The following is a 19056-nucleotide window of genomic DNA, read 5'->3' as shown; positions in this document are numbered from 1 at the left end:
GCTTTGTCTTCTCTAGCCTCCCCCGTGTACCAGTGGATTGACAGCCCCGAGGCGCTTGACGCGGCTTGTGCACAAGTGGCCAACGCCCCTGTCATCGCGCTGGATACAGAGTTTTTCCGTGAAAACACGTTTTTCCCCGTCCCTGCATTAATTCAATTTGCTGCCGGGGACGTTGCGTACTTGGTTGACCCGTTGGCCACGTCCTGCACGCCCGCCTTTCGGCAGTTACTGCAAAATAGCGCCATTAAACTGCTGCATGCGTGTAGTGAAGATTTAGAAGTTTTTCAGCATTGGGCCGGGGTGCTGCCAACGCCATTGGTGGATACGCAGGTTGCTCAAGGGTTTCTCGGTGAAGTGCCCTCGATGGGGTATCAAAAGCTGGTGGAGTTTTGGATAGGCGAAACGCTGCCCAAAGAGGAGACGCGCTCCAACTGGCTAGAGCGGCCTTTGACGCCCTCTCAGTGTGACTATGCGGCGTTGGATGTTATTTACCTGCTTCAAGTATGGGCGCATCAGGCTGAACGACTGGAGGGGTTAGGCCGCGGCCAATGGCTGCATGAAGAGTGTGCCAGTTTGATCGAACAGGCCGGGCGCAGCGTTGAAGCGGATGGCCAGTGGTACGCCCGTCACCGTCAGCTATGGCGGCTTGATCCGCGCCAATTAGAGGCTTATCGCCTGATGACCATTTGGCGGGAAGGCGAAACACGGCGGCGTAATTTGCCGCGCAATTGGCTTATTAGTGACAAGTTGCTGTTTGCGGCTGCTGACGCTATGCCGAAAAATCGCTATGAGTTGGCCGAGGTGGAAGGCTTTAAGCCAGCGTTGGTCAAAAAAGAGGGCGACACGCTATTGGCAATGGTTAAAAAGGCCCAGCACTGCGACGAAAGTGAGCTGTTGGCGCGCTGGCCGGACCCGATGCAGCCCGCCTTTAAACAACGTTTCAAAGCTCTAAAATCCGTTATTAACACGAAAGCAGCCGGGCTTGGCATGGCGTCTGAAGTGTTGATGCGCCGCCGTGATATTGAGGCGTTGGTCATGCAGGACATGGCAAGCCAGCCTTTAACTCTGCCACAAGGATGGCGGGGCGAATGTTTGGCCGATGAGCTTGAGCAGGCATTAAAGGAGTTGTCTAAATGAGTGACAAGCTGCTTTGTGAGATTTTTAAAAGCTCGCGAAAAGATGAAATGTATTTATACGTTGATAAGCGCAAAGGGCTCACGCCCGTTCCTGAGGCGCTGCTTGCAACGTTTGGAAAGCCCGTCGCGGTATTCACCATGATTCTCACCGCCGATAAAAAACTGGCCCGAGTAAATGTTGATGACGTTAGAGCCGCTATTGATGAGCAGGGTTTTTATCTGCAGATGCCGCCTGCAAAAGAGGATTACTTGCTTGATGTACATCGCGCGCAATTAAACGCGCGCGATGCGGCGCAGTAGCCGCTACCGTGAATTTCCTGGCCCATGCCTGGCTTGCCTATGAAGGGAGTGATGATTTTCTTTACGGCAACCTGATTGCCGATGGTGTTAAAGGTTGCCATCTGGGTGATTGGCCAGCGGATGTCGCGAGCGGCATACAGCATCACCGTAAAGTGGATGCCTGGGTCGACCAGCATCCAAGCGTGCTAAATGCGAAACATCGGGCGCCTGCAGATAAGCGACGCTACGCTGGTATTGCGCTGGATATTGTGTGGGATCATTTTTTAGCGCGAGATAAGGCCGGCTTGCTTGAGCAGCAGCAAATGGTAGAGCGCTGTTATCGCCTGTTGTCAGCGAGACCGGCGCCCAATCGGCTGGAGGCGATGATGCCCTTTATGATCAAGCACGATTGGCTAAGAAATTACGCCGATTTTGATTTTACCTGCAAGGCAGTTGCAGGCCTTGGTCAGCGCTTGTCAGGACCAAATCGGCTTGCTGAACTCATCCCTTGGCTGCAAAGCGACTATCGTTTACTGGAAGCGGATTATCATTCGCTATGGCCAGCGTTAAGCGCCACGTTAAGCAGCGATGGGGCTGTAAATTACGCGTATAACCCGCAAGAGGAGTAAGGATGGAAACCGGAATGCGCGAGCGCTTTTGGGAGCGTTACACGCTGGAAGAGCTTACCCCGCAAGAGTGGGAGGCGCTTTGCGATGGCTGCGGGCAGTGTTGCCTGTTAAAGCTACATGATGATGAAACGCAGGAGCTGGCCGTCTTGAACGTCGCCTGCCGCCTGCTGGATATTCAAAGCTGCCAATGCAGTGATTACCCGAATCGCTTTGATAGTGTGCCCGACTGCACCCAGCTGACGCCTGCACTGGTAAAAGAGTTTACCTGGCTGCCCGCTTCGTGCGCGTATCGCCGAGTATCCGAAGGGCGGAAGTTAGCTGGCTGGCATCCGCTACTGAGTAATGATGCCGAGCGCGTGCACCGTAAAGGCATCAGCGTGCGTAGCTTTGCGGTCTCGCAGGATGATGTGCCCGAACGAGCGCTTGAATCCCACATTATTGCTGTACTGCCCATGTAAGTAACCATCCTGCAAGTGGCAGCCCCAGCCCTCTCCTTTTTGACGACATTAAGCCGGTTCACACAAATATCCAGCCTGACGTGATCGTTAGGCGACGGGCTTGTGCTTGGCCATATTTCTTAAGGCAAGCATTATGCCTTTGAACAAGGATGGTTGAGCTGATCTGTTTTTAGCTGCTCTGTTTTTAACCGGCTTGGTGGACGGCTTAAGCGGCGTGTCCCAAATGGTTGGAAAGTGATCCTGGTGCTTCATTGTTTGCTCCAATAGTAGAGGTAAGGGTGTTCGACTAAAGTTGAGTATGAAGCAAAATTGTTTTTGTGGAAAGTATTTTCAAAAAATAAAAGGCAGCACGAAGGCTGCCTAACGGTGGGAGGTTTAAAGCAGTGGGCTGCTTAGATGGCGCTATCCTTGAAATCGGCGGCTAACCCCAATGCCCAAAGGATAAACGCGTCCTGCCTAGCGGTATCTTGCCACGCTTTAAATCGGCCGGATGCACCGCCATGCCCGCTGCTCATATCGGTATGCATCAAAACAGGGGCGCTGCCTAGCTGCTGCTGAGTGACTTGCGCGTAATATTTGGCAGGCTCCCAGTAGCTCACCCGTGTATCAAACCAACTGCCTTCAATCCAAAGCGCGGGATACTCTTGGGCCGTTATATTGTCCATGGGCGAGTAGTGACGAATGCGTTCGGCCACTTCGGGTGTTTCGGGGTTTCCCCATTCGCTGTACTCAGCGGTGGTTAGGGGAAGTTCGGGGTTTTGCATCGTGCGCAAGACATCCAAAAACGGCACATCAAGCACAGCGGCACAAAAAGCCTTGGGAGCACGATTAACACACGTGCCGACCAATAAACCGCCAGCGCTGGCGCCGTAAGCGACTACTCGCGCAGGATCACTTACTCCGCACTCCACCAGCGCATCCCGCGCGGCCAGAAAGTCGTTAAAGCTATTCTCTTTGTGCGCCATTTTACCCTGCAAGTACCAGGGTTCACCCCGCTCGCCACCGCCGCGCACATGGGCAACTGCAAACGCGGCGCCGCGTTCAAGCAACTCCAGGCGGGCAATAGAAAACCACGGGTCAAGCGCTTCTCCGTAAGCACCGTAGCCATAAAGTAGCGTGGGTGATGGCTCGCCGACCAGGTCCGCACGCATTACGATAGAGACCGGTACTTGCTCGCCATCTGCGCTGGTGGCCCATATTCGGCGACTTACCAACTGCTCCGGTGTTAAACCACCATAAACGGGAACGCGCTTAAGGAGTGTTCGCTCGCCACTGGCAAGATCAAGCGCAAACCAGCTGGGGGGCTGTGTAAAGGACTCCTCGCGTAAGCGTAATTCCTGGGTGTCAAAATGCGGCGCATCTTCAAGTGATTGGGAGCAAGGTTGCTCTGGCAGGCTAAGGTAGTCGTCAACCAGGCGATGATGCTGTGCATCCAACACCCAGCGCCGCAGCACTACCTGCGCCTGGGTATGGTCGCGCTCTGCGATAATCAGCCCCCAGGAAAACGCGTCAATACCTTCCAGTGTGGTGTCATCGCGCGGCGCGATAATTGGCTGCCAGCGTGCTTCAGGGTTACCCAGGGCAGGTTCGTCCAGGAAGTCGAGCTGAAAATGCGCGCTTGCCTGGTTATGGACGCGGTAAAAGGTGCCTGGCCGGTGATCAATCGTGTACTCAACGCCGGATTGACGGGGCTGCACACAGAGTGGCACGGCCGATGGCTGATGCGCGGGCAGTGCGTAAATCTCGTTGGTATCTTTCGAGCCGCTTTCGATCAGTAACCACTGGCGCGAGCGGGTTTTGCCAATGCCCAGCCAAAACTCAGGGTCCTTTTCACGCAGCACCAGAGTAGGCGCTGTGTGCTGTGCAGGTGCGTTAAAAGGGAGCGATACTTGCCAAATGCTGTCAGGGCGTTGGGTTGCATCAAATCGAGTAAAAAAGAGGGTTGCCGAGCTTGCTGTCTGGTCTTCAGCCCAACATAAGCCCGCGCCAATATCGCTGAGCAGAGAGACAGGCTCGCCGCTGGGCAGCGATTTTATCCAAAGCGTGTAGCGCTCGTCTCCTTGTGTGTCCTCTGTCCAGGCGAGCCACTGCTCGTCAGGAGAGAGCGCCATATCGCCCATGTCATAAAATTCTTCATCCGCTGCACGGGCTTGAACATCAAAAAAACATTCACGCTGTGCCGGTTGCCCGTTTGGGAAACGCCACCAGCGAGGGTAATCATCGTCGGCGCCGGTCTCGCTCCAGAACGTAAAGTGGTCAAGCGCTGTCTCAAGGCTGGTGACGGCAAGCTCACGGCGCGCAAGATGGCTTTTATAGAGCGTTTCGGCCAGCGGAGTCAGTGGTGCAAACCATTGGGCCTGCTGCTGGTTGGCGGCTTCTAAAAATGCGCTAACATCAGGCGAATCTCGTGCTTCCAACCAGTGCCATTTGGGATCATTAGCGCGATAATAGCGCGCGACGGGTGAGCCTGCGAGCGTGTCTGGCTGTGCTTTCATAAATTGATAGGTACCATAGCGGGAAATTAACGTCGGGTGCATGCACCCACATGAGGGGTATTATGCTGTTTACAGGTTCAATGTCACAGCTGTGGCTAAGTTATTACGGTATTTCGCTGCTGGTCGTCATTGCCATCTATTTTGCGGTGGCGTTTCTACCGCGTTTGCCGCGCCTGGTGGTGACGTGGGGAATGGCGGGCGCCATGTGGACGCCAGCGATGTTTCGTCTACCGTTAGTAGAAGAGGGTGAGTTCTATACCGGTTGGGCGCCTGCGGCGATGGTGGCCGCGGTTGGTTTTCTTGAGCATAACGTTAATGCGCTGCGTGGCAGCCTGTTGTGCCTGGTCGCTGGGATTGCTATCGGCGCAGCGATAGGCATTGCTCTCTGGTGGTGGCGTCGGCCGCCAAGTGCGCCGCCCGCCAAGCGCGTGAAACAGGAGGAAGCTGAAGACCCACAGCCTACGCGTCGCCGCGAACCGGTTATTGGTTAATGCAGATAATGAAAAGCGGAAGGAGGCGCGGTTATGTGTGAGCTGTTGGGGATGAGCGCTAACGTCCCGACCGATATCTGCTTTAGTTTTTCAGGCTTTTTACATCGTGGTGGCGGCACTGGGCCGCACCGCGACGGGTGGGGTATCGCTTTTTATGAAGAGGGCGGGTATCGCGAGTTTCGAGACCCGCATCCTTCTGTCAACTCGCCCATCGCACGGCTAATCTGCGACTACCCGATTAAATCAAACGTAGTGATTAGCCATATCCGCCAGGCAAACGTTGGCGGTGTGCGGCTGGCGAACACTCACCCTTTTACGCGTGAAATGTGGGGCCGCCCTTGGTGCTATGCGCACAATGGTCAGCTAAGCGAATGGCAGCACTTACCGTTGGGGGTGTACACGCCGGTTGGCAATACCGATAGCGAACATGCTTTTTGTTGGCTAATGGGTCAACTGCGAGACGCTTTTCCAACGGCCCCGGCATCGCCTGAATCTTTATGGGAAATTCTACACGCACGATGTGAACAGCTACGCACGCTGGGCGTGTTTAACTTGTTGCTGTCCGATGGTCAGTATCTCTATACCTACTGCTCGACGAAGCTTGCGCATATTACCCGGCGAGCACCCTTTGGTGATGCCGAGCTTTCTGATGCCGAACTTACGGTTAATTTTGCCGAGCACACGACACCCAATGATGTAGTTTCTGTTATAGCCACCGAGCCGCTAACCCACAATGAAGCCTGGTGCACCATGGTGCCCGGCGAGCTTTTAGTGTGGCGTGAAGGAGAAATCGAGGCGCGTTACTGTCCATAAGAACTGTCCATAAGAACTGGCCATTACGCTACATTGTTACGTAGACATTTAGAAAAGATGGGAGGAAGGTTAGGAGGAAAGTTAAGAGTTCGGCCCTTTATCGGCTAAAGTTGAAACACAAGTTTCAATCGATCGTTTTACAGCATGTCTGGGGTCGTATATCGTTGGTCCTCTTGCCTCGCGACAATAACAAGGTCGGTTATAACATCGACATGGATAGCGGAGATTGCCCATGAGCGAACACGCCACAGCGCCTATTTTACGCGGCCCAGCGCTTGAAGGGTTGGATAAGTACGACTCTGTCACAGATGTTTTTCACGCGGCAGTAAGCCGGTATCAGCAAAAGCCTGCTTTTAGCTGCATGGGCAAAACGCTTACTTTTGCTGATCTTGACCGCCTTTCAGCAGACTTTGCCGCTTGGCTTCAGCACGAGACTGATTTGAAGCCGGGCGACCGGATCGCCATTCAACTGCCCAATGTCTTGCAGTTCCCTGTGGCGGTATTTGGCGCCATGCGGGCAGGTCTGGTCGTGGTAAATACCAACCCGCTTTACACCGAGCGGGAGATGACCCACCAGTTTAAGGATTCTGGCGCCAAGGCTGTGTTGATATTAGCCAATATGGCTAAAAAGCTTGAAAACGTCGTTGATAAAACCGATATCAAACATGTGCTGGTCACCGAGCTGGGAGACCTGCACGGCCTGCCCAAACGGTGGTTGATTAATGCGGTCGTGAAGCATGTGAAAAAGATGGTGCCTGCCTACTCGCTGCCCACCGCGTTAAGCTTTCGTGATGTTTTGAAGAAGGGCGCTTCTTTAAATCACACTGAGGTAAGCCGAGAACAGGATGATTTGGCCGCGCTGCAGTACACCGGCGGTACAACCGGCCTGCCAAAAGGGGCGATGCTAACCCACCGTAACTTGATTGCTAATATGCTGCAGGCGCGTGCCGCTATTGGTACGCATCTAAACGTGGGCGAGGAGTTAGTAATAGCGCCGCTGCCGGTTTACCACATCTACACCTTTACAGTGAACTGCCTGTTTTTAATGGAGTCGGGCAATCATTCGCTGCTGATTACCAACCCCCGTGATCTGGACAGCTTTATAAAAGAGCTTAAAGGGCTAAAGTTCACAGCGTTTATTGGCTTAAATACGCTGTTCAATGCGCTGTGTAATCGTGACGACTTTAAGCAGCTCGATTTTTCCCATCTAAAGCTGACTATTTCTGGTGGTATGGCACTAACCAAGGCAGCTGCCCAGCGTTGGGAGCAAACGACGGGTTGCCCAGTTGCTGAAGGGTATGGATTGACAGAAACCTCGCCAATTGTGAGCTTTAACCCAACCGATGCTATTCAGTTGGGTACGATCGGTAAGCCCGTTGCAGGCACCTCGGTAAAAGTAGTGGATGCTGATGGCAATGATGTGGCTTTGGGTGAGCCGGGCGAGCTTTGCGTGCAGGGCCCTCAAGTGATGAAGGGGTACTGGCAGCGCGACGATGAAACCCGTAACTCCATCGATGAGGGCGGCTGGTTCCATACCGGTGATATCGCCGTGCTTCAGGATGACGGCTACATCCGCATCGTTGACCGCAAGAAGGATATGATTCTGGTGTCGGGCTTTAACGTCTACCCCAATGAGGTGGAAGACGTGGTCGCCGCCCATCCGGATATTATCGAAGCGGCGGTAGTCGGTGTGCCGGACGACGACGCAGGTGAAGTCATCAAGCTGTTTGTCGTCTCCAAAAACAGTCAGTTGGATGCCGAAACGCTGCGCAGCTGGTGCAAAAAAGAGCTAACCGGCTATAAAGTGCCCAGGTTCATCGAGTTTCGTGATGAACTGCCCAAAACCAATGTGGGCAAAGTATTGCGTCGTGAACTGCGCGATGAAAATAAGCCTGCGGCCAGTGAGGCAGATAGTTAGAGGAAGCGTCTATAGTGACGAAAATAGATAACGCACTGATGAGCGATTACGCCACTGGTTAGGCGTCGCGTTGGTGAAAGCGTTACAATATTCGGCCCGCTCGCGTAGCGGGCCGAATAGTTATTTGCCCTACCGATATCCATTGGTACATCTGCTTTTCAATAACGAATGGAAACTGAGCCTAACGTGACCACCGATATGCCCTCTGATCTTACCGATAATCAACGCCTGGCTACGCTTAATGAAACCATAAGCAACGTTATGCTGCGTGATGCCCAGCGTCTTGAGCGGCGCGTAGCAGGGCTGGCGCGTCGCCTGCGCGACAACAAGCCGATTGGTCACGGTTTGCACGAGGTGGAGCGCGATATTCACCGGGCACAGCAAGTGTTTAACCAGCGCGAGGCGTTGAAGGTGACCTTTAACTATCCGGCTGAGTTGCCGGTGGTTGAGCGTCGGGAAGATATTTTAAACGCCCTTCGTGACCATCAGGTGGTGGTAGTGGCGGGGGAGACCGGGTCGGGCAAAACGACTCAGCTCCCCAAAATGTGCCTGGAGTTAGGCCGTGGACGTAAAGGACTTATCGGTCATACGCAGCCGCGGCGTTTAGCGGCGCGCAGTGTTGCCGGGCGGCTGGCCGAAGAGCTTGAGGTGCCGCTTGGCGAGCAGGTGGGCTATCAGGTACGTTTTACGGATCAAAGCAGCCCCACCACGCTAGTGAAGCTAATGACCGACGGCATCTTGCTGGCTGAAACCCAGCACGATCCCTTGCTGCTGCGCTACGACACCATCATTATTGATGAAGCTCATGAGCGCAGCCTGAACATCGATTTTCTGCTGGGCTATTTAAAAAGGTTGTTGCCTAAACGTCCTGACCTTAAAGTGATTATTACCTCGGCAACCATTGATGTTGATCGTTTTGCCGCGCATTTCGGTACGCCTAAAGCATCCGCACCCGTCGTTGAGGTATCAGGACGTACGTATCCGGTCGACGTGCATTATCGCCCTTTGGTGCGTGATGAAGAAGATGAAGAGGATCGCACCTTACAAGAAGGGATTTTGCACGCCGTGCTCGAAATCGAAGCCATCGAGCGCGAAAAAGGCTGGCTACATGGCCCCCGGGATGTTCTGGTATTTTTGCCAGGCGAGCGAGAAATTCGTGAAACAGCCGATACGTTACGCCGGGCTGATTTGCAAGGGACGGAAATTCTGCCGCTGTACGCACGTCTCTCCAATGAGGAGCAGAACCGGGTTTTTTCTGCCCACCGTGGAAGGCGCATTGTGTTGGCCACTAACGTTGCGGAAACCTCGTTGACGGTGCCCGGCATTCGTTATGTGGTGGACCCGGGGCTTGTCCGGATTAGCCGCTACAGCTATCGGGCAAAAATTCAGCGCCTACCGATTGAGCCGGTAAGCCAGGCCAGCGCCAATCAGCGCAAGGGGCGCTGCGGTAGGGTGGCAGAAGGGGTGTGTATTCGTCTTTACGACGAAGAGGACTTCGTCTCGCGTCCAGCCTTTACTGATCCTGAAATTCAGCGGACCAATTTAGCCTCGGTCATTCTGTCGATGCTGGCGCTAAAACTGGGTGATATTGAAGCGTTCCCCTTTGTAGACCCACCGGATAGCCGCTTTGTAAAAGATGGTTTTCGGCTACTGTTTGAGCTGGGCGCGGTCAACGAAAAGCATCACCTGAGCGAGTTGGGGCGAAAGTTAGCGAAACTTCCCATCGACCCGCGCTTGGCACGGATGGTGTTAGCAGGAGCGGAGCGCGGTAGCCTGCGTGATGTTCTGGTGGTGGTGTCCGCGCTTGCCATTCAGGACCCGCGAGACCGTCCGGCCGATAAACGCCAGGCTGCCGATCAGGCGCACCAGCGTTGGCACGACCCGGATTCGGATTTTGTCGCGCTGCTGAACTTGTGGCACGGCATTGAGAATGCCCGCGAAGCATTATCCGGCAATCAGCTGCGCCGCTGGTGTCGCGAGCACTATATTAATTATCTACGCATGCGTGAATGGCACGATACGTTCCGTCAGCTTAGGCAGTTGCTGCGCGATATGCAGATCGATGTTCCTGCGCCGCTACCGCGCAATGATGAGGAGAGCGAAGAGCAGGCGCGTCAGGCCAGACGCAAGACATCAGGTAAGTTACACCAGGCGCTTCTTTCAGGCCTGTTGTCTAACCTGGGCACGGTAGTGGAAAATCGCGAGTACCTGGGCGCACGTAATCGTAAATTCATGATTCACCCCGGCTCGGGGCTCGCCAAAAAATCGCCCAAATGGCTAATGGCATTTGAACTGATTGAAACCACAAAACTGTATGCACGCACCGTTGCCAAGATCGATCCCCAGTGGATCGAGCCGCAGGCTCAGCACTTGGTGAAACGCAGCTATAGCGAACCTCATTGGGAACAAAAGCGCGCGCAGGTCGTTGCTTTTGAGCAAGTAACGCTGTTTGGCCTGCCTATTGTCGCGCGTCGGCGTGTGCACTATGGGCCGATTGCCCCCAAAGAATCGCGCGAGCTGTTTATCCGCCGTGCGCTGGTGGAAGGCGAGTTTACGACTCAGGGCGCGTTTTTTGCTCATAACCGCGCACTCATTGACGAAGTGGAGGCGCTTGAAGACCGCGCCCGCCGCCGTGATATTCTGGTCGATGAAGAGGCATTGTTTGCGTTTTACGACGCGCGTATTCCAGGCGACATTGTCAATGGTAAAGGCTTCGAGCACTGGCGCAAGCAGGCTGAACGCCAGACGCCTGCGCTGTTGAATTTTGATCTGGATGCGCTGAAAGCGCGTGACGCCGCCGATGTCACCCAAGCGCAGTACCCTGACCATTTAACACTTGCCGGGGTGGCTTATCCGGTGAGTTATCACTTTGATCCCAATGCAGACGATGATGGCGTTACATTGACCGTACCTGCCGCCATGCTGCCTCAATTGCCTGTGCACGCATTAGAGTGGTTGGTGCCTGGGCTGTTAAGAGAAAAGTGCATTGCGCTTTTAAAGTCGCTGCCTAAAAGCATTCGCCGCCAGGTGGTACCCATTCCTGATTGGGTCGATGCAGCGTTGGAAACCCTGGTGCCTGATCAACGCCCGCTCACAGAAGCATTGGGCGAATTTATACGTCGACGTACCGCAACGCGTGTTCATCCGGATGACTGGCGGCTGGATTTACTCGATGCCCACCTGATTATGAACATTCGAGTCGTCAATCATGCTGGAGAGCTGCTGGGTCAAGGGCGCGATGTCAGAGCGCTGGAGCAGCGCTTTGAAGCGGCGGCCAGTGCCGGTGCTCAGGCGTTGGCCGAGCAGGCAAACCAGGCGCCTACGCTTGACGGCCTGCCTGAGGAGCCATTGCCTGATTCGCGTGTGACTACACAGGCGGGCATTCGTGTCGAGGCCTACCCGGCGTTGGTGGCTGAAGCCAGTGAGTTTAAGGTCGCACTTTTTGATCATCCGGCAAAGGCATTGGCGGCGCATCAAGAGGGGGTTGCCCGGCTGGCAATTGCCAAACAGCCTGACCAGGTAAAAGCGATTAAGCGCCTACCCGGTGTTGAAAAATGCGCGCTGCTGTTTGCCAAAGTGGGTAGCAAGCAAGCGTTGCTGGATGACCTGATGTTAGCCGTCTTTACTCAAGTCGTTGCCCAGCACCCTTTGCCGCGTTCATCGGTCGAATTGAGTGCTCGTCTGGACGCTACCAAAGCAGAGTTGATTGATTACGCGACTTCCCTGCTTGAACAGGTCGAGGCGGCGCTAAAAGGTCACTTGGCAGTGAGCAAAGTGCTTAAAGGCAAGCTCAATTTTGCGCTTGCCCTAGTGTATAACGATATCAGCGTACAGATGCAGCGGCTGGTCTACCCGGGGTTCATTCGTGATGCAGGCCCATGGCTGACAGAGTATCCTCGTTACACCGAAGCCGCGCTCATCCGCCTTGAAAAAGCCGCACGTGAGCGCGGGCGTGACCAGATGCTGATGCATGACGTTCAGGCCCTTGAAACTCGCTTTGATGCGCGGCGTAAAAGCGAGCGTCGGGGGCGTGTTGAAGATCCCGAGTTAGTGGAATTTGGCTGGTGGATACAGGAGCTTCGCGTTTCCCTTTTTGCTCAGCAGTTGGGAACGCTGATGCCTGTATCGGCAAAGCGCCTTGAAAAGCGTTGGCAAGAAATAATTAGCGTTTAAAAGATGACTGGTAAACCCTGCAAATAACGCACACAGTAATATTAAGCGCGAGCCTTGGGACTGAGTCTGAACAGCAAGCAATAGGGGCAAAAGCCGCTTAGAGGAGATAGGCATGACAAACGTGGTGATAACCGGGACAGGGCTTTATACACCGGAACACGCCATTGATAATACGGCGCTGGTGGCTGCATTTAATACGTGGGTGGATAACGAAAATGCGTGTCATGCGGATGCGATTGCACGGGGTGAGCGTGAGCCGCTAGCCCACTCCAGCAGCGAGTTCATCGAAAAAGCCTCTGGTATTAAAAGTCGTTACGTATTGGATGCTTCAGGTATTTTAGATCCTGAGCGGATGTGTCCTCGGCTGCCATTACGTCAAAATGACGAGCCCTCTATTCAGTGTGACATGGCCGTCTCTGCCGCACGCCAAGCGCTGGAAAAGGCCCAGGTAGCACCTGGTGACATCGAACTGGTGATTGTGGCTTGCTCCAATATGGAGCGTGCCTATCCTGCGTTAGCGGTAGAAGTGCAGCAGATGCTGGGTGCCAAGGGTTATGGATTTGATATGAACGTGGCTTGCAGCTCTGCTACGTTCGCCCTTGAATCGGCCGCTAATGCTATTGCGTCCGGCAGTATTAAGCGCGCCCTGGTAGTGAACCCGGAAATCTGTTCGGCACATTTAAACTTTCGAGACCGTGACAGCCACTTTATTTTCGGCGATGCTTGCACCGCTGTGGTCCTGGAAAATAGTGTCGATGCAGTGGCCGATGAGCGCTTTGAAATTATAGGTACGCGGCTTGTTACCCAGTTTTCCAATGCCATTCGCAATAATGCCGGCTTTTTAAACCGTGTGACGGACAGTGATCCGTTAGCAATTGATAAGCTCTTTGTGCAAGAAGGGCGGCGAGTTTTCAAAGAAGTATGTCCCATGGTAGCCCAGTTGATTACAGATCACTTGACCTCGTTGGAGCTATCGGGAAGTGATCTTAAAAAAATGTGGCTGCATCAGGCTAACCGCCATATGAACGATCTTATCGCTCGCAGGGTATTGGGTTTTGAGCCCAGTGAGGCGCAAGCGCCCATCATTTTAGACCGCTATGCAAACACAAGCTCCGCTGGTTCCATTATTGCCTTTCATTTACATCATGAGGATATGGTGGAGGGCGACATTGGTGTGATTTGCTCCTTTGGAGCAGGCTACAGCGCAGGGTGCGTCGTAGTTCGACGTCAGTAACAGTACGACGTCAGTGATAGTACGTTAGTTTTTGAAGAGGAATAACCATGCTGCGGTTGTTAGCCAGGCAAGCCACCACTTTTTCACTGCGTAACGCAGCCCTACCAGCTGTGCTGCTTATCACCATGGCGGCTAGCGGTTGTGCCAGCACGCAAATGGCTCAAGATGCGAATCCGGATGATCCGTGGGAGGGCTTTAATCGCCGCGTTTTTGCCTTTAACGATGTCGTTGATCAGTATACGTTGAAGCCGGTAGCCCAAGGGTATCGCACGATTACGCCGAGCCCTGTACAAACCGGTGTCAGCAACTTTTTCTCCAACCTTGGCGAAATTCGTACGACTATAAATAGTCTTCTTCAAGGAAAACCGGCGAACGCTGGGTTGGCAACATCCCGTTTTTTGATCAACACAACGGTGGGTATCGGTGGGTTGCTTGATTACGCGACGTTGATGGAGATTAACGCAAGCGACGAGGATTTTGGGCAAACGCTGGCGGCCTGGGGGTGGGATGACTCACGCTACCTTGTCTTGCCGTTTTTGGGGCCCAGTACGTTACGTGATGCTACGGGGCGGCCTGCTGATATCATGACCTACCCCATCGTTTACGTGGATGATAACACCACCGAGCTTGTATTAAGCGCGCTCAATATTATTGACCGACGCGCCGCATTACTTGATCGGGAAAACTTGATTAGTGGTGATCGCTACAGCTTTGTGCGCGACGCTTATTTGCAGAGCCGCCAGTTTGAAATTAGTGACGGCGAGTTAGGCGATGACCCGTTTGCAATGGATGATTTTGACTTTAACGACAGCGATTTCAATGACAGTGATTTCGACGACAGCGATGTTAGTGACGACGATTTCGCCGATTGAGGCTTGATATGGATCATTCCAGGCAACTGGTTGCGGTAATTGACGCGCCCGGTCCGGAGCGCGATGCGCTGGCAGAAGCCATCACGTGTGATGGTATGGGCGTATATGCTGCAGATAATATCGACTATCTTCCAGCAGAAACCGCTTTGATTGTTGCGCATGCGCACTCGGTGCCTCAGCAGCAGTGGTCGCAGTTGACGCGTCGCTTACCCACGTTGGTGGTAAGCGACTCACGTCAGGATGCGGACCTGATCAAGGCGATTGACATAGGGTTGGTGGACTATATCGTTCATCCTCTACGCCATGCTGAACTGCTGCGACGAATGATTCGTAAGGCTATTGAGCTCAATGAGTTAGCCATTGAGCGAGACCGTGATAGAGAAAGACTCGCTGAATTAAACGAGAGCCTGGAGACACATCTGGCGCTGCTGCGCATGGACCAGCAAAGTGGGGGGCATATTCAGCGTCGGTTATTGCCTGCTCACCCCAAGGTGGTGAACGGCGTTTACTATGATTATTGGTTTGCGCCCTCGCTTTATCTATCCGGCGACTTTCTGGATTATCAGCGTTACAACGACCGTTACAGTGCGTTTTATTTTGCAGACGTTTCTGGGCACGGCGCATCCTCGGCGTTTGTGACCGTGCTGTTAAAGTATTTATGCAACCGTTGGCTGAATGAGTGGGACGGCCAAAAGCCCGAGTGCTTGGCGCCGGACTGGTTGGCCGCTATGAATCGAGAGTTGCAGGGGACCGATATCGGTAAACATGCAACGTTGTTTGTAGGTGTTATTGACCATCACTCTCATACTCTTCACTATTCGCTCGGTGCACAGCTGCCGATGCCTTTTTTGGTTGCGGGCGGTAAGCTCTCTCGGCTTGAAGGAGAGGGGATGCCAGTAGGCCTTTTCCCCGATATAGAGTATCCTTCGCTGAGCTGTGCCTTGCCGGCCGAATTTCGATTATGGCTGTGTTCAGATGGTGTATTGGAATGCTTGCCGGGTAAAACGCTCGACACGCGGCTCAAGGAGCTTGAGCAATTAGTAAGCGAAAGTGTCACGCTTGAGCAGTTGCGCGAACGGCTAGCCAAAACAAGTGTCCTGCTGGCAGCAGGGGAGACGGGTGAGGCGAACCAGGAACGCGGTGCTTTACCCGATGATCTAACAATCATGATGGTGAGCGGATTTGGTCATGCTGATTGATGAAGGCCGTATTAAAGCGGCGTTCGACTCCGGTGTTTTTGTCTTAAAACTCTGTGGCGATGTGCGGTTAACGCTTTGTGCCACGCTGGATACCCAGGCACAACATCTGGCTGAAACGCCTGGGTTACGTGCGGTAATGATTGACTTGCGTGAAGCGACCAATGTCGATTCAACGGCATTGGGTTTTCTTGCAAAGGTGGCGATGGCTGTAAAAGGGCGCTTGGCTCACCCGCCTACTATCATTGCGGATAATCCTGATGTTCGTAAAATGCTCGATGTTATGGGCTTTGCGCGTTTTTTTACCTTGATGGAGGTGCCGCTTCAACAGCCGCCAGCGCTTAGCGATGCGCTTGTTGAGCTGCCTGAAGAGCCTGCGGATGAAGATGGGCTGCGCGAGCGAATTCTTGAAGCGCATCGTATTTTAATGCACATGAATGAGCATAATCGCGAGCAGTTCCAGCCGTTGGTTGAGATGTTGGAAGCGCAGAATATAGAACCCCACCATTAAAAAAGCCTCCCTGATAAAGAAAGGGAGGCTCCGACGACTGACAACCCCCCACTTTTGTGGGGGGTGTCGTTTAAGCATGGTGCAATTTAATAACTTATGACTTTCGCAGTGTGCCGAGCAATGTTTCCAGCTCACGCTGGTCGGCCATAAATTTGCGAATACCTTCCGCTAGTTTATCAGACGCCATTTCATCTTCATTCATGGCCCAGCGGAAATCGCTTTGCGTTAATGGCTCGTCCGCTGAGCTACTCGCGCCCATCGGCGTTAGCTGGCGAGTTAGATCGCCCTGCTGTTCATCCAACTCGGTAAGCAACTTGGGCGAAATGGTCAGACGGTCGCAGCCTGCCAGAGATATAATCTCGCCGATATTACGAAAGCTTGCGCCCATTACGATGGTGGCGTAGTTATGGCCCTTGTAGTAGCTGTAAATCTGTTTGACAGACTGTACGCCTGGGTCATTGTTACCGTTAAAATCGGCTTCAGGCTGACGAGATTTATGCCAATCGAGGATGCGCCCGACAAACGGCGAAATCAAAGTGACGCCTGCATCGGCACATGCTTGAGCCTGAGCAAAACCAAACAGCAGCGTGAGGTTGGTACGGATGCCTTCACGTTCAAGCTGCTGCGCTGCCTGAATACCCTCCCAAGTGGAGGCCATCTTGATTAGTATGCGCTCAGGACCCACGCCCTTTTGGGCGTACCGCTCGATCAATGAATGCGCGCGCGCAATAGTGGCATCACGGTCGAATGAAAGCCGAGCACTTACTTCGGTGGATACGTAGCCGGGCACCAGTTCACTAATTTCACTGCCAATCTCGACAGCCACGCGGTCAACCGCATCATCAATGTCCTTGCTTTCCTTGGCAATAGCGGCCAAGTGGGCGCGGCGCTGCTCTTGCTGAGCGGCTTGTAGGATGAGCGAAGGGTTCGTCGTTGCATCTTGTGGCGCAAAACGTCGGATGGCTTCAAGGTCGCCGGTATCGGCGACTACCGAGGTCATTTCTTTAAGCTGTGTTAGCAGGCTAGTGGCCATTCATTACTCCTTGCGTCGTTAGTCCTTTACTGTAGCAAGGCAGGCGCTCGCTGAATATTATCCGATGTGGGGGTATTGGATAAGTCAGGTGTTGGCGGAGAGGCTTGCCAAATAAAATCATCGCTGGATATCTCTCCGATTTTAAAGCGTGCGGCTTGTTCACGCATCCTTTCTGCAGCGGCTTCAAGCGACATTGCATCCTGAGCAGTAGCTTCAACCTGCTTGGTATTGGCCCGATTCACCTGGGTCTGTTCGTGCAGTGTTGAATTCAGATGTTCAATGTGGCGGTGCTGCTCATTAGCCGCATCAGCGATTTGAAGCATGATGCTATTGGCTTGTTCGGTCGTTTCAACAATCGCGTTCATGCCGTGGCTGGCCTTGTTGGATAAGGTATGGCCACGCTCAATACTGTTGCCTGATGCGGCAAGCAAGGTTTGGATTTGGCGCGCAGCTTCAGCGCTGCGTGAGGCTAGTTGGCGTACTTCGCCCGCCACTACGGCAAAGCCTCGGCCTTGCTCGCCAGCGCGAGCGGCCTCTACAGAGGCGTTCAACGCAAGAATATTGGTTTGAAAAGCGATGGAATCAATAACATTAACAATCTCATCGACTTCTTTTGAGCGTGCGTGAATCTCCTCCATGGTGGTCAGGAAGTTGGTCATTATCTGGCTACCGTCTTGGGTTTGTGCCGCCGCCGTAGACGTTAGCTGGGTTGCATCGGCGGCAAAACCAGCGGTGGTGGCAACGTTCTCTGTCAGCTCATCCAGGTTAGCCGCGGTCGTTTCGTGGGATGCGTTTTGCTGGCGCGTTCGGATAGCAAGGTCTTCATTGCCTAGTGCCAGGCGTTGAGCGCTATCGAAAATATGGCGGCTATTACTATGAAGCTCTGAAACGGTTTCAATGAGTGCACGCTGCATATTATCCAGCTCTTGGTAGAGCTGACCTATTTCATTATTGCCATGAGCCGGGACCTTAACGCTTAAATCACCCTCGGCCATTGTACGAAAGTGTGCGACCAAGCGGTTAATAGGTAATAGAACATGACGCTGCCCAATCCAGGCCATTAAACCTAGCAGTGCCAAGGCAATAGCAATGCCTCCTGACAGCAATTGACCAATCAACTGACCGCGGCGTTGAGCGTTAGTCATTAGCTCTGTACCCTGACGGTCAGCCAGTTGATAAAAGCTACGTGCCTCTTCGGTTAGGGCTTGGCTATGTGCTAACGCATCAAGCGTCAATTGCCGGTAGCCGCCGCGGTCACCTGTCTGAACGGCGTTTAATTGTTCATTCATCGTGCCAATAAGCGCTGTTGCCTGCTGCTCAATAGCGTCTCGGAGTGTCGGGTGAGGTGTTTCAGCGGTTGCTTCCAAAAACGTTGCCAGCGCTACTGCCATTTCAGAGAGCTCATTTTCGACCGCTTGAAGCGCCTCTGTCGGGTCTCCTAGCGAGGGGCGCAATTGGCGTTCAAGCGCTCTGTCCAAACGGTGCAATCCCTCAAGGCCCGCTATATGAAGCCGGTTTAGCGATGACGACTGTTGAACATTAACCTGTTCAAGAAGCGCTAAATCGTTCTGGCTCTGCTGCATCATTTTCCATGTCAGTAGGGCAAACATGAGCACACACAGTGCGACAAGCAGTAAGGCGGATAGGCTTAGCCAGCGTAGTGGGATATTTTTCAGCGCTCTAAAATTCATAGTGCTTCCATGAGTTGGTCTTGGAAAAGGCTTATGAATCCTAGGCTAAGCAGTTTATGTTTCAGTTTTTCGGGGCTGCGGTGCTTAATTTTCATCACCGCGTTACTATTAGCGGCCTATCGATTGC

Annotated in this window: 15 protein-coding genes; 12 read left to right on the top strand and 3 right to left on the bottom strand. The window is 53.4% G+C overall.

The genetic code is table 11. The features are described from left to right. The first annotated feature begins 3 nt into the window (after positions 1-3). Genes rnd through ACT3T6_RS15410 form a run of 4 tightly spaced genes read left to right on the top strand, consistent with a single transcriptional unit; the run spans position 4 to position 2502 of the window. The gene (gene rnd, locus ACT3T6_RS15425) at positions 4-1137 is read left to right on the top strand and encodes a ribonuclease D (RefSeq protein WP_193054892.1); all 1134 of its coding nucleotides are present in this window, start codon (positions 4-6) and stop codon (positions 1135-1137) included. Next, a complete protein-coding gene (locus ACT3T6_RS15420) occupies positions 1134-1436 on the top strand; it encodes a YcgL domain-containing protein (protein ID WP_193054893.1) in 303 nt (100 codons plus the stop codon). Before rnd ends, ACT3T6_RS15420 begins: the two co-directional genes overlap by 4 nt. Before the next feature lie 8 nt (positions 1437-1444). Beyond that, entirely contained in the window at positions 1445-2044 is a 600-nt protein-coding gene (locus ACT3T6_RS15415; RefSeq protein ID WP_193054894.1) for an acyl carrier protein phosphodiesterase, read from the top strand. Positions 2045-2046: 2 nt separating this feature from the next. Then, the gene (locus ACT3T6_RS15410; protein ID WP_087106640.1) at positions 2047-2502 is read left to right on the top strand and encodes a YcgN family cysteine cluster protein; all 456 of its coding nucleotides are present in this window, start codon (positions 2047-2049) and stop codon (positions 2500-2502) included. Between the two features lie 392 nt (positions 2503-2894). Here the strand turns inward: ACT3T6_RS15410 and ACT3T6_RS15405 are convergent, their stop codons facing one another. Further along, the gene (locus tag ACT3T6_RS15405) at positions 2895-4997 is read right to left on the bottom strand and encodes a S9 family peptidase (protein WP_193054908.1); all 2103 of its coding nucleotides are present in this window, start codon (positions 4995-4997) and stop codon (positions 2895-2897) included. A 62-nt stretch (positions 4998-5059) separates the two neighbouring features. On the opposite strand from ACT3T6_RS15405, the gene ACT3T6_RS15400 reads away from it, so the two are divergent. The 8 genes from ACT3T6_RS15400 to ACT3T6_RS15365 all read left to right on the top strand — a co-directional run bounded on the left by ACT3T6_RS15400 (position 5060) and on the right by ACT3T6_RS15365 (position 16205). Continuing rightward, a complete protein-coding gene (locus tag ACT3T6_RS15400; RefSeq protein ID WP_172117063.1) occupies positions 5060-5488 on the top strand; it encodes a hypothetical protein in 429 nt (142 codons plus the stop codon). Positions 5489-5521: 33 nt separating this feature from the next. After that, the gene (locus ACT3T6_RS15395) at positions 5522-6301 is read left to right on the top strand and encodes a class II glutamine amidotransferase (protein ID WP_193054895.1); all 780 of its coding nucleotides are present in this window, start codon (positions 5522-5524) and stop codon (positions 6299-6301) included. A gap of 232 nt (positions 6302-6533) precedes the next feature. After that, on the top strand, positions 6534-8219 hold the full coding sequence (locus tag ACT3T6_RS15390) for an AMP-binding protein (RefSeq protein WP_193054896.1): 1686 nt from the start codon (positions 6534-6536) through the stop codon (positions 8217-8219). 168 nt (positions 8220-8387) lie between these two features. Next, positions 8388-12392: an ATP-dependent RNA helicase HrpA gene (hrpA, locus tag ACT3T6_RS15385; protein WP_193054897.1), complete on the top strand. Its 4005-nt coding sequence runs from the start codon at positions 8388-8390 to the stop codon at positions 12390-12392. Between the two features lie 112 nt (positions 12393-12504). Next, a complete protein-coding gene (locus ACT3T6_RS15380) occupies positions 12505-13626 on the top strand; it encodes a beta-ketoacyl-ACP synthase III (RefSeq protein ID WP_193054898.1) in 1122 nt (373 codons plus the stop codon). Between the two features lie 47 nt (positions 13627-13673). Beyond that, complete coding sequence (locus tag ACT3T6_RS15375; protein WP_193054899.1) at positions 13674-14498, top strand: MlaA family lipoprotein; 825 nt, start codon at positions 13674-13676, stop codon at positions 14496-14498. Between the two features lie 8 nt (positions 14499-14506). Then, a complete protein-coding gene (locus ACT3T6_RS15370) occupies positions 14507-15697 on the top strand; it encodes a PP2C family protein-serine/threonine phosphatase (RefSeq protein ID WP_172117057.1) in 1191 nt (396 codons plus the stop codon). Next, a complete protein-coding gene (locus ACT3T6_RS15365; RefSeq protein ID WP_193054900.1) occupies positions 15687-16205 on the top strand; it encodes an STAS domain-containing protein in 519 nt (172 codons plus the stop codon). Before ACT3T6_RS15370 ends, ACT3T6_RS15365 begins: the two co-directional genes overlap by 11 nt. 94 nt (positions 16206-16299) lie before the next feature. Here ACT3T6_RS15365 and tal read toward each other — a convergent pair whose 3' ends face one another. Next, positions 16300-17238: a transaldolase gene (gene tal, locus ACT3T6_RS15360; RefSeq protein WP_172117055.1), complete on the bottom strand. Its 939-nt coding sequence runs from the start codon at positions 17236-17238 to the stop codon at positions 16300-16302. 26 nt (positions 17239-17264) lie between these two features. Beyond that, positions 17265-18929, bottom strand: coding sequence for a methyl-accepting chemotaxis protein (locus ACT3T6_RS15355; protein WP_193054901.1), 1665 nt, complete (start codon positions 18927-18929; stop codon positions 17265-17267). Positions 18930-19056 lie beyond the last annotated feature (127 nt).

Origin of the sequence: Halomonas sp. 72, assembly GCF_052379785.1 — a bacterium.
In the GTDB taxonomy this organism is placed as follows: Bacteria; Pseudomonadota; Gammaproteobacteria; order Pseudomonadales; family Halomonadaceae; genus Vreelandella; species Vreelandella citrativorans.
This window is presented reverse-complemented; position numbering and strand designations above follow the sequence as displayed.